Below are 13,425 nucleotides of genomic sequence, written 5' to 3' on the forward strand. Positions count from 1 at the left end.
GACTAAAGCTCGTCGTTCATGGAGGAATGGCCTAGTGAAGTCTCTTGGTATAGACATTGGTTCCAGCAGCATTAAGGTCGTTGAAGTCCAATCCACTTCAAAAGGATTTCAGGTGTTTCAATATATCGAACACCCTCTTAGCGTCATGCCTGGACATGATCAAGAGCTTGAAATCATCGAGTTCTTGCGAGAACTCACGGGCAAATATGATCCTTCACAAACTCGCTTCGTGATGGGATTGCGCCAAGACAGAGTGGCGATCCGTAATAAATTCTTCCCCTTCAATGATAGATTGAAAATTTCTAAGAGCTTGGCTTTTGAATTGGAAGAAGATCTTCCTTTTTCATCTGACAATGCGGTCTTTGATGCAAAGATCATTCGCACAGTAGGCGCTGGCGCAGAAGTCCTTGCCTGCGCGGCTCCAAACGCTCACGTCAAAGCCTGCCTCGAGCGCGCTCAAGACGCCGGCATCGATCCGTTCTTGATTTCCGCAGAGGGAACTGCCTTTGCCAACGTTTTCGAAAAATGGAATGAGGCTCCTCCGGCCCTTGCCTCTCTTCCGCCAGAAATGGATGGCGACAGCAAACCACCTCGTCATATTCGTCTGATCCTGAATATCGGTCACACTCGCACAATTGTTGAAGCTTTTGAAGGTGCGTCGCTTGTCGGAGTTCGCTCACTGCTATGGGGCGGTAAAAATATCGCCGAAGCCATTGCGAAGAAATACGAAATTCCATTTTTTGAAGCACTTAAAGAACTGCAAACCAAAGCCTTTATCCTGACGAACAAACAAGGGGCCACATTCGACCAAGTGACGTTTTCAGATACGATTGCAAAAAGTGTTCGCGAGATGACTCGTGATTTGCAGCTTTCGATCTTGGAACTTAAGGGCGAATTCAACGCGCGTATCGACAGCGTGTTGATGACAGGTGGAGCTTCGCAGATTCAAAACTTAGGCCCTTTCTTGACGCAAATTCTTGAAGTGCCGGTGAACAGAATTTCTGTTCTAGAAACAATTCCCAATGTTCTTTTCGAACGCACTCAGCAAAACGGTGCAAAACTCGGCGTCGCGCTGGGTCTGGCATTTGAAGGCTTTAAAAAGCCACGCAATCCTCCGATTAACTTTATGCGTGGCGAGTTTGCAAAACAAAATCACCAAATGCGCCAATTCTGGGAAAAATGGGCTCCGACAATCAAAGTTGCAACGGCAGCTCTCCTGGTGCTTTTCGTTTATACTTCCCTGCGCGAAAGTTTCTCTATGAGTTTGGCAGAGCGCTCGCAAGAGGCTCTTAAGACACAAGCAAAAACCGTGGCTGGCTTAAAAGGCCGAGCTGCTTCTGAAAGCGGCATCCGCAAATACATTCGTGATAATAAAAAACGCGCGTCGGATTTGAAAACCTTGGCAAGCGTTGCGAACATGAATTCGGCAATGGATATTCTTAAAAAAGTCAGTGACGCTTCTCCGTCGAAGAGTGCTGTAACTTTGGATGTTCATTCAGTGCGTATTGAAGACGCGCAAGTGAATCTTCAAGGTTACGTGAATTCACCGCAAGAACTCAGTATTTTGCAAAAAAATCTGATGAACATCACAACGGATGGTCAAGTAAGATCCAACCGCAGCACGCTAGCTCCACTCTCTGGCAGAACAGCTTTTTCATTCTCATTTAACGTAGATCGCGGCATTCAAAAGGTGACGAAATGACATTAGACGATTTAAAAGAACGATTTACCAGTGAAGCCCGAGTCACCTGGGAACGCATCCAGGAAAGCACTGCTTATAATCAATTGAAAGACCGCTATGACAACATGACTCCAGGAATGCAAAAGCTTTCCATCATCGGAGTTTCCGCTCTGGTCGCTTTGATTATTCTGTCGATTCCTTATGGTTACTACAGCACGTCTCAAGACTACGTCACAGACTTTGAAGGCAAACGAATGACCATTCGTGAACTTTTAAAAGTAACGCGTGAATCTTCTGACGTTCCACAAATCCCGCAAGCCCCTCCTATCAGCTCTTTACAGGGAATCGTGGATTCACAAATTCAAAGTGCACATCTTTTGCCAGAACAAATAAAAGGCACACAAACTGTCTCTAACAACTCCAAGTTGATTCCTTCCAATTTGACAGAAGGAATGCTGGAAGTGAGCCTTGCGAAACTAAACCTTCACCAAATCCTCGACATGGGTCATCGTCTTCAAAGCATCAACCCTAGCGTGAAATTAAAAGACATGGTGATGAGTGCGAATCGCGAAGACAGCCGATATTTTGACGTGGTCTTTAAGCTTGTTGCCCTGGCTGTTCCCGCTCCTCCGGAAGTGGCTCCACCAGAACCACCAAGCAAAGGTTCTCGCAAAAAGATCCAGAATGAGGATGAATAATGGAGCAAATTAGAAATCTCCTGACTCTTCTGAAAAACAGCAAAGGCAAAATCTTTGTGATGGTTGTCTCAAGCTTTGTTTTTCTTTTCTTCCTCTTCCCGTTTGATGATTTAAGTGATTTGATTTCTTCGCAAGTTTCAAAAATGACGAACAATAGTTTCTATGTTCAGTTTGAACGCTTGAAAATGAGTCTCTTCCCAACTCCGGGAGTGAAAATGGATCAAGTTTATATTGAATCCATCCGCACACCCGCATTATCAGCGGAAGAGCTGGTGATCACACCTTCAGTTGCCGGAATTATCGCGCAAAAACCTTACGGCCATGTCAGCGCTAAAGGGTTTTTAAAAGGCGACGTAGATTTGAATGTCGGCAAAGGTTCCCGCTCTGAAAACGGCATTGAAAGACAGAAAATCGAAGTCAGCGCGAAAAAGATTTCCCTGCATGACCTTCGAGGTCTTGCGAACATTCCAGTGCTTTTAAAAGGGCAAGTGAATTTGGAATCGACAGCGCTCGCAGATCTGACTTTCCAAGAGCAACCAGATGTGGATTTGAACATGACGATCACGCAGTTTGAACTGCCACCATCGAACGTGAACACGCCAATGGGCCCTTTGACTCTACCCGATTTAAAACTCAGCGCTGTCGAGCTTAAAGGCCGTTTAGCAGCAGGTCGTTTTATCATCGAGACCGGTACGATCGGAAAACCAGGTGATGAGCTTTATGGAACGATCAAAGGCAATATCGGCATCACCATCGTCAATCGCGGCGGCTCTTTCGGGCAACAAATTGGTGCGTATAATTTCGAAATTGATTTAAAAGCGAAAAAAGCCTTCCAAGATCGCGCCGCTTTGTTCCTGACTTTCATTGATGGCTACAAAACTCCAACAGCCGATGGAGCTCAGTACAAATTCAAAGTTTCAGCGAACAACGCCATGATGCCTCCAAGCATTAGCCCCGCGCGTTAAAATCCGGTTTCCGTCCCCACTTCTAGGTCCTTTTTGATTCTTTTTAAGAGGACCTTTTGCCTAAATTTTGCTCATCCCTTCCACCAAATTCTTTGCTGCGGGAAGTTTCATTGACTTCACCCCTAAATTGGCAAAAAAACTATAGTCGTTAATCGGAGGGATTATGTCTGGTGTAAATAAAGTGATTCTCGTAGGTCGCCTTGGTGCGGACCCTGAAGTAAAAACTATCGGCAGCGGTAACACTGTTGCTCGTCTCAATTTGGCTACAAGTGAAACATGGGTGAAAGACGGTCAACGCCAAGAAAAAACAGAATGGCACCGTATCACTGTATGGGGCAAAATGGCTGAGATCTGCGGCAAGCATTTGTCAAAAGGTCGCCAAGTTTACATCGAAGGTAAACTTCAAACTCGTTCATGGGAAGACCAACAAGGTCAAAAGCGCTATGCGACTGAAATCGTAGCAAGCACTGTTCAATTCTTGGGTGGCGCTTCTGGTGAGAGATCTCAAGGTTCTTCTGCTGGCGGAGCTGGTGGCGGCGACTACGGTTTCCAAGATTTCGGACCGGAGCCAAGCTTTGATTCAAACGACGAAATCCCATTCTAGGATTCGTCAGTACCACTCATTGTTATTTAGTCTAAAGCCCTGAATTAATTCAGGGCTTTTTCTTTTCTGCCCCGTTCTCTATACTAAAAGGGTTATGAAGCTGATTTTAGCTTTCGCCCTCTTTTTGTGTTTCTCAACTGGTTGCTCTCTGTACAAATCAGAGGGCCGCAAACAGTTTGAATCCGAAGCACAAGACAAAATCGCCGCAGCCGCTGGCGCTTTTCAACTTAAAGGCTGTAAAAATGAAGGCAAGCTTGAGACATGGTTCAATGAAGAATTCCCGTCTCGCAATTACGAACTTGTTCTTGCCGAATCCGATCTTGAAATCTGGCGCACGATGAAGGGCAAAGTTGTTGAAGTCAAAGCCCTTCAAAAAATGGAAAACAGCACTCAATCTTGTATTTATGAATTCTCAAATGAAATCGTGTGGAATCTCTATAAAGAAGATTTCATTCGAGAGCTTGAGAATAACTTCATGAGTCTGGATTAAGAAAGTAGGACCGTTGCTTCGTCGAATTGCTACTGTCACCCTTACGACGCTCACTGCCCCTCTCCTTTGGAGTTTTTCCGCGGATGCTGCGACCGTCACTGCCGTGAAAGGCCAACGTGTTCTGATCGACCTTGAAGGTGCGGAATCAAATCCGGGTGATGAGTTTTTCTTGATCAATCCAACCACTCAGAAAAAAGCCGCCATCATTCGTCTGCGCCAAGTAAAAGGCGGAAAAGCCATCGCTGAAATCGTCAAAGGTCGCAGTGAAGCTGGTTATACTCTGCAAGCCAAGGGTCCTTCCAAAATGAGCGCCGAAGTTCCGCCTCCTGCGCCTGAAGACTCAACAACTTCTTCGGACTCTGACTACACACCGGTTCGCGATACAGGATATTTGCGAGTTTTAAAAAATTCTTGGGGCGTCTTGGGAACTTTTGTCATGAATACGATGGATGCCACAATTACCAGCACAGATGTTTTTGGGAACACATCTAAGACATCTGCCAACATGAAGGGCAATGGTTTTGGTGTTGGTGGTTTTTACGACTACGTTTTCACTTCTGATTTAGTTGGTCATGCCTCTGCGATGTTAGAACAATTCGATGCAACAGGTACGGCTGCTTCTGCTGCCTGCCGAGGATCGACAAGTTGTGATGTCAAGATCACCTACTTGTCTTTATACGGTCTCGGAAAATACTACTTCACTAAAGATAAGATGCGCATCTGGGGTGGCGGCGGTATGGGGTATCTCTTGGCTTTGTCAAAATCTAGCACAGCTCTGAATGAGTCTAAGATTTCTGCCAATCAAGTTTTGACATTCGCCTTTGGCACAGACTTTCAGATGAGTCGTCAAAACTACATTCCGGTGAGCCTTGAGTATAACTACTTCTGGCCTTCTGCCGATGTGACAGCCAATCAGATTTTACTTAAAGCTGGCTGGGCCTGGAATTTCTGATATCTCTCCCCCTGATTTTCTAATATAGTGCCTGAATGGTTTGGCCCTTTATTATTCTCTCTTATTTCAGTCTTTTTATCTTCGGATTGACCGATAACTTGCGCGGGCCCTTATTCCCCGAAATTCTCAAGACCTTTGAGGTCTCAGATTCCTTTGGCTCTTGGATGTTTGCCATCAGTTCTATTTCAGGTGTCATTTCAAGTTATTTCACTCGACACTTGCTGCGAAGATTTGATCGCATGTCGGTGCTTCAGGGCGGCTGCCTGGCGATGATCACAGCTTTGATTGGTTTGGCGTGGGCTCCACACTTCACAGTGTTCTTAGGCTTCTGCATGCTTTTAGGACTCAGCCTTGGGATTATTGGTTTGATTCCCAATGTTCTTGTTCCCCTCGGTGCACCTTCCAGTTTAAAACAACGCCTGCTTGCGGGACTGCATGCAATGTATGGGCTGGCAAGTTTCTGCGCCCCTCTTGTAGTCGCACAAGTCGGTGGCATGACAGGCAACTGGCGCTATGTTTTTGTTGTGGCGATTTTAGGGCCCCTTTCTCTGCTCTTGTATTCGATTCATTCAAGTCATGCAAATCTGCACCAAAAACCAAAACCGCGACTCGAAGAACACAAACACAAAGCACGGAAGTTTTTGGCACCGCAAATTTTCTTGGCACTGATGGTGAGTTTCGATGTGGCTGGAGAAATTATGATTTCTTCGCGCTTGGCTCTTTACATGCGCCGCGAATGGAATTTCGATTTGCAACAATCAAGTCTTTACGTCACTTACTTTTTTATTGCGATGCTAGTAGGCAGAAGTCTTTTTGCATTTGTTCATTTTAAACAATCTGTGCGCGCACTTCTTTCGGCCTCGATTATTTTGTCTATTCTTGTAGGTCTTGCAGGTTTGTATTTGCATCCGATTTTTTTAGCTCTCACGGGATTTACGATTGCTCCGTTCTACCCCCTCTCCATCAGTTTTATCTCGGGTGAATTCCCAGGTGAATTGGATGATGCGGTTTCTTATATGATGGCGACAGACAGTTTGATGCTTGTAATGATGCATCTTTCAATCGGAAAAATGACAGACCTCTTTGGTATTCACCAAGCGATGCTTGTTGGTTTAGGATTTTTTGCAATTTCGTTCCTGTTCGTAAACTCTTATCATCGCATTTTCAAAAAGCACGTCGCACACTGATTTTCTCATGACTCCATCGAGCCTCTGTGAATATTTCACGAGTGGCTAAGAGTTCGACATTCATCAATTCCAGGTGATTCCTGTATTCTTGAGGAACATCCAGTATTTGAGGCTATCAGTTAGGTGCGCATCCGGCCTGCCAAAAGCATGCACTTTCGTAATCCTCGAAAAATTGGACAAAGAGCTCCGCTATCGACTATTTTTCCTCACATCTTTAAGGAGAAAACCCAATGAAAAACCTTTTCTTAGCATTTACTTTGTTATTTTCAGTGAACGCGATGGCTCTTGATTTATCAAAAGACCAAGTTACAGACCCTGCAGCAGATGCCGCTCAAATCACAACTACTCTTGCATCTCGTGGTGCATTTTCTATTGGACCTGTTGTTTGCAAAAACTTGGGATCAGCAAAGTCACCTGTTTTCAATTGTTCAACAACTCGTTTAGTTGCTTACCCTGAATACGATCTCGTCCAAGAAAACTCTGGCTGGTGGTTTGAGTATGAACTTAACGCTGACGGCGTTTCATACACTCGCACGAACTGGGAACCGACTCTTTAATCAACTTTCTTGGGCTGAGTTGCGATCATCGCAATCACACCAGCAACCAGCCCCCAGAATGCCGCCCCAATTCCGAAAAGCGAAATCCCCGAAGCTGTTACCAGAAATGTAATCACCGCGGCTTCCCGACTGCGATCTTCTTTCATTGCAGAAAGCAGACCGTTTGCAATTGTTGCAAACAGAGCAATACCACCTAAGGATAAAACCAATTCTTTAGGAAAGGCCGATAAGAGTGCGATTATCGCGGAACTCATCAAGGCAACAAACAAGTAAATCACACCAGCTGAAACAGAGGCGATATATCTTTGCGAAGGGTCCTTGTGAGCTTCGGGACCTGCACATATCGCAGCCGTGATCGCAGCAAAATTCACCGAAAACGCTCCAAACGGTGCGAGCAAAAATGTTGCAACCCCCGTTCCCGTTATAATCGGTGAAATCCGGGGATGATATCCCGCCGATCGCAAAATAATAACTCCTGGCAGATTTTGCGACGCCATTGTCACAACAAACAAAGGAATCCCAACACCAATCAGCACACTCCAAGAAAAAGTCGGCATCACAAATTGAGGTTCCGCGAACGTAAAGCCTACATTTTCAAAATGAAGAGACCCCGCAAAACCCGCAATCAAAGTCCCCACCACAAAAACACCGATCACGGCGTAACGAGGGAACATGCGTTTTCCAATAAAATAGACCAAAAGCATCGCTATCACTAAAAAAGGTTCCGCCTTCATTGAAGTAAAGACATCCATCCCAAATTTCAGCAAAATTCCCGCAAGCATCGCCGAGGCCAAAGGCACGGGAATTCGTCGTACAGCTTTTTCAAACCAACCGGTAACGCCAGCAATAATCATTAAAAGGCCACAGAATAAAAAAGCCCCCACCGTCTCGCTCATAGGGGTATTTAAAAGACTCACACTTAAAAGAGCAGCCCCCGGCGTCGACCACGCCGCCAGAATCGGTATACGGTAATAAAGAGAAAAAATAATAGAAACAAGTCCCGCACCCAAGCACACAGCAAAAATCCAAGAACTTGTCTGCGCAGGTGTCGCACCCGCCGCGCTCGCCGCTTGAAACAAGATCGCAACAGAACTAACAAAACCAACTACGACAGCAATTCCGCCTGTTAAAATAGTTGGTAGCATCATCATCAATTTTGAGTTTTTCATAAAATCCACGTCAGAAATGACTTAACCAGGAATCCACATCACAAAGCGAGTTTTCAAAGATCTTTCGTCCAAATAGAAGCGACCGTTATGAGCTTGAACAATCCCTGAAGAAATACTCAATCCCAAACCCACACCTTTACCAACCTCTTTCGTCGTAAAGAAAGGCTCCATCACTCGACGGCGCAAATGCACGGGAACTCCCGAGCCTGTGTCGGTCACACTGATCTCGACGCCGCCATCGACGCTTTTTGCATCAATCCAAATTTCACGATTTGCAGTTTGCGAAACAGCATCGTAAGCATTGTTCAACAAATTCAAAAGAACTTGAGAAATCTGCGTCGGTCTCCCCTTGATCACAAGGTTGGGTTCAATTTGCGAATTTAAAACAACGCCGTTGTTCTTAAATTTCTCAACACAGAAAGACAGCGTATCTTCAATCATGCTATCGACAGTGAAGGTCTCAAAGCGTCCTTCATCAGACTCGCGTGCGTATGTTCGCAGACCACGGATGATTTTCGCGATTCTTTGCACTGTTGTTTCAATAGCGCCGAGTTTCTTTTGAATCTCTTCGGATTCATTTCCTTGCGAGATCAGTTGACGACGCAAAACGCCCACATGCCCATTGATAATGGTCAAAGGATTGTTGATTTCATGTGCAATACCGGCAGCCATCTCACCCAAAGAGGCCAAACGAGACGACACTTTGATTTTCGCTTCTTGTTCTTGCAACAGGCGTTCGCGCTCTTTAATCATCGTGATATCTTCAAACACCAATAAGTATCCTGATCGTTCTTGCGTTGCCATCTGAATATGACTGATGGACAAAACCGTCGTATAGCGTTTTCCCGTTCGGGAAATCAACGTCCATTCACTCGCCTGGCGCAAGGCACTTTCAGCTAAAGCTTTTAGGCAATCAAACCCGGAACCTACCGGGCGATTGAGTTCTTCAGTCAACTGCATGGCTTTTTCCATGAGATCGCGTGGATCCAACCAAACTTCAGGAGTGAACTCTCTTCCCAAGACATCGTCTTTGGTGTACTCAAGCAAACGCTCGGCCTCGTGATTCATTCCACGTACAAAGCCCTCTGAGTTCACTGAAATAAACAACAAAGGAATCGAGTTCACGCTGGCTCTTTGCCACTCTAAAGCTTCTTGCGCATGAATTTCAGATTCGCGCGCACGCCCATAAAAACGAACTGCCAAACTTAACAAGAAACTCACACTGAAACCAAAAACCAGAACCACACCCGGAAGCAAAGACGTATTTTCACGCACAATCTCGCGAGTCGGAGTCATGCGAATTTCCCAGTTGTTATTGAAATTGGTGTATTTCGTTTTGACCAACCAATCACGAGCAAAGACCGGCTCTACAGGATCCGTTGCCAAAACCCGCACGCCGTCTTCATAAATGGCCAAATCATAGCCGTGAAAATCAGCCAGAGGACCCAAAAAGGCCTCCACCATAATCACGACTGATAGGGTCCCTTTCAACTGGTCATTTTTAAGTACTGGCACAATCAGGACAAACCCGCGCTCGCCTGGAGCGATCTCAAACGTCTCTGTCATGCTTGTTTTATGACTGCGTAGAACTTGATTTAAAGCTTTGGCCAAAGAAGGAGTCAGGGCCAAATTCAGGCCGATATTCTTTTTACCCTCTTGCGTAGCTGGATAAACCCAATCGATTACGTGATCAGAGTCCGCCCACATAATACGACGAAGACCGCGGAAGTCTTCAAAGTAACTTTGCGCATCGACTTCCCAGGATTCAAACGTCGTATAACGACCCCAAGCAAAGCGCTTGGCCATGTGTTCAAGAGCTTTTTGCACCGGGAAAAACGTATTGTCTAAAACAGTGCGCACTGATTCTGCGCGCATTTGCACCATTCCACGGCTGCGCTCGATATCTTTTAGAATCAAAAGCTCCCACATCACCACGGTAAAAAGAATGCCCACCGAGAGAACATAGAAAGGCATAAAAATCCGCGGATGACGGCCTTTTTCTAAAAGACCTCGCCACACCAACCACAACATCGCAATGGATAAAAGCGAAAAGCTGCAGGCTGTATGAAACGCCATGCGCGAAAAACTGCCCCAACCGTATTCGGAATTAAATAAGAATAAATAACCAGCAAGACCAATGCAGGCAAATCCCAGAACCATTGTACAAAAAGTTGTGACAATCAGCTGAGACCAAAATTTACTTTCTAAAAAGTAAAGACTGAAACCCAAAAGCGTCAGACACGAAGCTGTACTGATCGCCATACGACCCGGAACGATCACACCGGCGCCGTAAAAAGGTTTAAAGAAAAATGAATCAATGCCAACAGAGATTCCCGTGATGTACTGGGAAAGTGTGAGCACGCCAATACCAATAGCCACTCCACCACAAATTTTTCGCATCCAGTGGGGCTTCACCCCACTGACCATCACACCAATACTTAAAAAGAAAAAGCTCAGCGCCGTATTAAATACCATCGGCGCCATATCTGGATGGATTTGGATCAACTGTTTATTTTCTGTAAACCATCCAATCATCACGACAAAGCTGATGATCAATGTCACAAATGGAATTGCATGAAGAAAAAATGAAGATATTTGCTGTCTAGTGAATGACACGAGAGACTCCGATGATACCTTTGATCTTCTGAATCTCATATATAGCCTGATTCAACTGCCCAGCATCACGAACGCTGATTTCAAAATGACAGACCGCTTTTTTATCTTTCGTCGTACGGATTTGCGCCGACTGAATATTAATTCCCTGTTGAGCAAAGGCCTCTGACATCAATTTCAATAAACCTGGATTATCTTGAGAGATGATTTTTAAACGAACCACGCGCTCTTGACCTTCGCTGGCTTGTTTCACATTCCATGTCACATCGACTTTACGAAGCTGATCGAACTCAAAAGCTTTACGACAATCACTGCGATGGATTGCAATCCCGCGACCACGGCTAATGAATCCCACAATAGGATCACCCGGAATCGGATGACAGCATTTCGCATAGTGAACCAAAACGTCATCCATGCCATCCACAGTGATCAATGAATTCGTACGACGCGTTTTTTGAGTCGCCGCACGCATGACCTTTTCCATGAATGAGGAATCCTCAGTCTTCGCTGCTTCCTTCGCTAAATGCTCAGGACTCATTTTTTCAACTAAGATACGCGCTTCCACTTTTCCGTAACCCATGGCTACGTAAAGCTCATCGATATTCGCCAAACCTTGATCTTTCAAGTACTGATCAAAGTGTGGGCCTTTGAGATATTTCGCAGCAGCCATACCGAATTTACGGAATTCTTTTTCGATCAACTCTTTTCCAAGAGCAATCGCACGACGACGTTGTTCTTCTTTAACAAATGCACGGATTTTCGATTTCGCTTTATTCGTAACAACGAACTTCAACCAATCTTTCGATGGCTCTTGCGTTTTTGAAGTGATGATTTCAACTGTGTCACCGTTTTGCAGTTGATACTTCAGCGGAACCATTTTTCCGTTGACGCGCGCACCAACACACTTGTTACCCAAATCCGTATGCACGCCATAGGCGAAATCCACCGGAGTCGAACGCTCTGGCAATTCGCGCACATCCCCATTCGGAGTGAAGACATAAATTTCAGAATCAAATAAATCCGTTTTAACTGTATCGAGGAATTCATCTGAGCTGCGAGTTTGTTGGTGCAAAGACACCAGATCGCGCAACCAGCCTGCCTTTTGCGTATCCTCGTCCGTCGCCATCTTACCGCGCTCTTTGTACTTCCAGTGAGCGGCGATACCGCGCTCGGCAACGAGATGCATGTCGTTCGTACGAATTTGAATTTCAATTCGCTCCCCGCCAGGACCAACAACCGTCGTATGCAACGACTGATAGTTATTTGTTTTTGGCATGGCGATGAAGTCTTTGAAACGACCTGGAATTGGTTTCCACAAAGAGTGCACTAAACCCAGAGCCGCATAACATTCTGCAACTGAATCCACGATCACACGGAACGCCAGCATGTCGAAGACTTGTTCGTAATCGATGTTACGAGATTGCATCTTACGATAAACCGACCACAAGTGCTTTGAACGTCCATAGACTTCAAACTTAAAGCCTGCTTTCGTCAGCTCTTTCGAGATCAGAGATTTCACTTCTTCAATATAACGATTGCGTTCCGCTTCCGTCTTTTTCACCTTTTGGATCAGATCGTAATACATATCCGGGCGATAATAACGGAAGCACAAATCTTCGAGTTCAATTTTGAGCGAACTGATACCCATACGACCTGCAAGCGGCGTATAGATTTCAAGAGTTTCAAGAGCAATGCGCTCTTGCTTATCAAAGGGCATGTAGTTGAGCGTTCGCATGTTGTGCAAACGGTCCGCGAGTTTCACCAAAACTACGCGCACATCTTTACCCATCGCCACGATCATTTTGCGAATATTCTCGCCTTGTTTTTCGTGACTGTTTTTGAATTTCATCTGACCGATTTTCGTGACGCCATCGACGAGATGGGCGATCACTTCACCGAACTCACGACGAATGTCTTCAAGTGTGGCGTGAGTGTCTTCCACAGTGTCGTGCAAAAGACCTGTGGCAATCGTGTCTAAGTCGAGATGTAGATCAGCTAAGATTCCAGCGACAGAAAGAGGATGAGAAATATAAGGCTCACCGCTGCGACGAATTTGTCCTTCGTGAGCTTTCTCAGAAAAGTAGTAGGCTTTCTCGATGACTTTAAGATCGGCGTTTGGATAATACGCGCGTATTTTATTAAGAAGATCTTCGAGTGTTTTGACGGGCTTATTAGCTAAGCCCTCCTCTTTCAAGAGTTGAAACATATTCCCTTTAGTCTACCGAAGAAGACAGGGACCTCCAACTAGAGATTTGAGATTACTTGTTAAGGTCGCGTTCGATTTGGCGGATAGCTTCTTGGTTATCCATACCGTCTTGGTAACCAACGTTACCGATAGCAACTTCGCGAAGAGCGCTCACGATATATTTATTAGAACGAGTTGATACAGTGGCTTCAGCTCCTTTTAAAAGCTGTTTCGCTCTTTTTGCTACCATCAATACAAGAGCAAATCTGTTAGGAACTTTTTCTAAGCAATCTTCAACGGTTACGCGAGCCATTCAGCCTCCCA

General features: G+C 45.3%; 12 protein-coding genes. 8 read left to right on the forward strand and 4 right to left on the reverse strand.

What is annotated here, in order from left to right; all coding sequences use genetic code 11:
- The first annotated feature begins 34 nt into the window (after positions 1 to 34).
- The 8 genes from pilM to ACLWOR_RS13970 all read left to right on the forward strand — a co-directional run bounded on the left by pilM (position 35) and on the right by ACLWOR_RS13970 (position 7,134).
- The gene (gene pilM, locus ACLWOR_RS13935; protein ID WP_413941369.1) at positions 35 to 1,702 is read left to right on the forward strand and encodes a pilus assembly protein PilM; all 1,668 of its coding nucleotides are present in this window, start codon (positions 35 to 37) and stop codon (positions 1,700 to 1,702) included.
- A complete protein-coding gene (locus ACLWOR_RS13940; RefSeq protein ID WP_413941370.1) occupies positions 1,699 to 2,379 on the forward strand; it encodes a hypothetical protein in 681 nt (226 codons plus the stop codon). The genes pilM and ACLWOR_RS13940 overlap by 4 nt, the downstream gene beginning before the upstream one ends.
- Positions 2,379 to 3,344 (forward strand): type II secretion system protein GspN, encoded by a 966-nt coding sequence (gene gspN / locus ACLWOR_RS13945; RefSeq protein ID WP_413941371.1) that lies wholly within the window; start codon positions 2,379 to 2,381, stop codon positions 3,342 to 3,344. Before ACLWOR_RS13940 ends, gspN begins: the two co-directional genes overlap by 1 nt.
- A gap of 163 nt (positions 3,345 to 3,507) precedes the next feature.
- Positions 3,508 to 3,948: a single-stranded DNA-binding protein gene (locus ACLWOR_RS13950; RefSeq protein ID WP_413941372.1), complete on the forward strand. Its 441-nt coding sequence runs from the start codon at positions 3,508 to 3,510 to the stop codon at positions 3,946 to 3,948.
- A gap of 94 nt (positions 3,949 to 4,042) precedes the next feature.
- Positions 4,043 to 4,438 (forward strand): hypothetical protein, encoded by a 396-nt coding sequence (locus ACLWOR_RS13955; RefSeq protein ID WP_413941373.1) that lies wholly within the window; start codon positions 4,043 to 4,045, stop codon positions 4,436 to 4,438.
- A gap of 13 nt (positions 4,439 to 4,451) precedes the next feature.
- Complete coding sequence (locus ACLWOR_RS13960) at positions 4,452 to 5,390, forward strand: hypothetical protein (protein ID WP_413941374.1); 939 nt, start codon at positions 4,452 to 4,454, stop codon at positions 5,388 to 5,390.
- Positions 5,391 to 5,425: 35 nt separating this feature from the next.
- Positions 5,426 to 6,577 (forward strand): MFS transporter, encoded by a 1,152-nt coding sequence (locus tag ACLWOR_RS13965; protein ID WP_413941375.1) that lies wholly within the window; start codon positions 5,426 to 5,428, stop codon positions 6,575 to 6,577.
- A 230-nt stretch (positions 6,578 to 6,807) separates the two neighbouring features.
- Positions 6,808 to 7,134 carry a hypothetical protein gene (locus tag ACLWOR_RS13970; RefSeq protein WP_413941376.1) on the forward strand — a complete coding sequence of 109 codons (327 nt, stop codon included), beginning with the start codon at positions 6,808 to 6,810 and terminating at the stop codon, positions 7,132 to 7,134.
- Here the strand turns inward: ACLWOR_RS13970 and ACLWOR_RS13975 are convergent.
- The 4 genes from ACLWOR_RS13975 to rpoZ are packed head-to-tail and all read right to left on the reverse strand — an operon-like array spanning position 7,131 to position 13,414.
- Complete coding sequence (locus ACLWOR_RS13975; protein ID WP_413941377.1) at positions 7,131 to 8,303, reverse strand: benzoate/H(+) symporter BenE family transporter; 1,173 nt, start codon at positions 8,301 to 8,303, stop codon at positions 7,131 to 7,133. The two genes, ACLWOR_RS13970 and ACLWOR_RS13975, sit on opposite strands and share 4 nt — an antisense overlap.
- A 21-nt stretch (positions 8,304 to 8,324) precedes the next feature.
- Positions 8,325 to 10,919, reverse strand: coding sequence for an ATP-binding protein (locus tag ACLWOR_RS13980; protein WP_413941378.1), 2,595 nt, complete (start codon positions 10,917 to 10,919; stop codon positions 8,325 to 8,327).
- The gene (locus ACLWOR_RS13985; protein WP_413941379.1) at positions 10,906 to 13,122 is read right to left on the reverse strand and encodes a RelA/SpoT family protein; all 2,217 of its coding nucleotides are present in this window, start codon (positions 13,120 to 13,122) and stop codon (positions 10,906 to 10,908) included. The genes ACLWOR_RS13980 and ACLWOR_RS13985 overlap by 14 nt, the downstream gene beginning before the upstream one ends.
- A 52-nt stretch (positions 13,123 to 13,174) precedes the next feature.
- Positions 13,175 to 13,414 carry a DNA-directed RNA polymerase subunit omega gene (gene rpoZ / locus ACLWOR_RS13990; RefSeq protein ID WP_413941380.1) on the reverse strand — a complete coding sequence of 80 codons (240 nt, stop codon included), beginning with the start codon at positions 13,412 to 13,414 and terminating at the stop codon, positions 13,175 to 13,177.
- Between the last annotated feature and the right edge of the window lie 11 nt (positions 13,415 to 13,425).

Origin of the sequence: Bdellovibrio sp. HCB2-146 (genome assembly GCF_047345725.1) — a bacterium.
Taxonomy (GTDB): domain Bacteria; phylum Bdellovibrionota; class Bdellovibrionia; order Bdellovibrionales; family Bdellovibrionaceae; genus Bdellovibrio.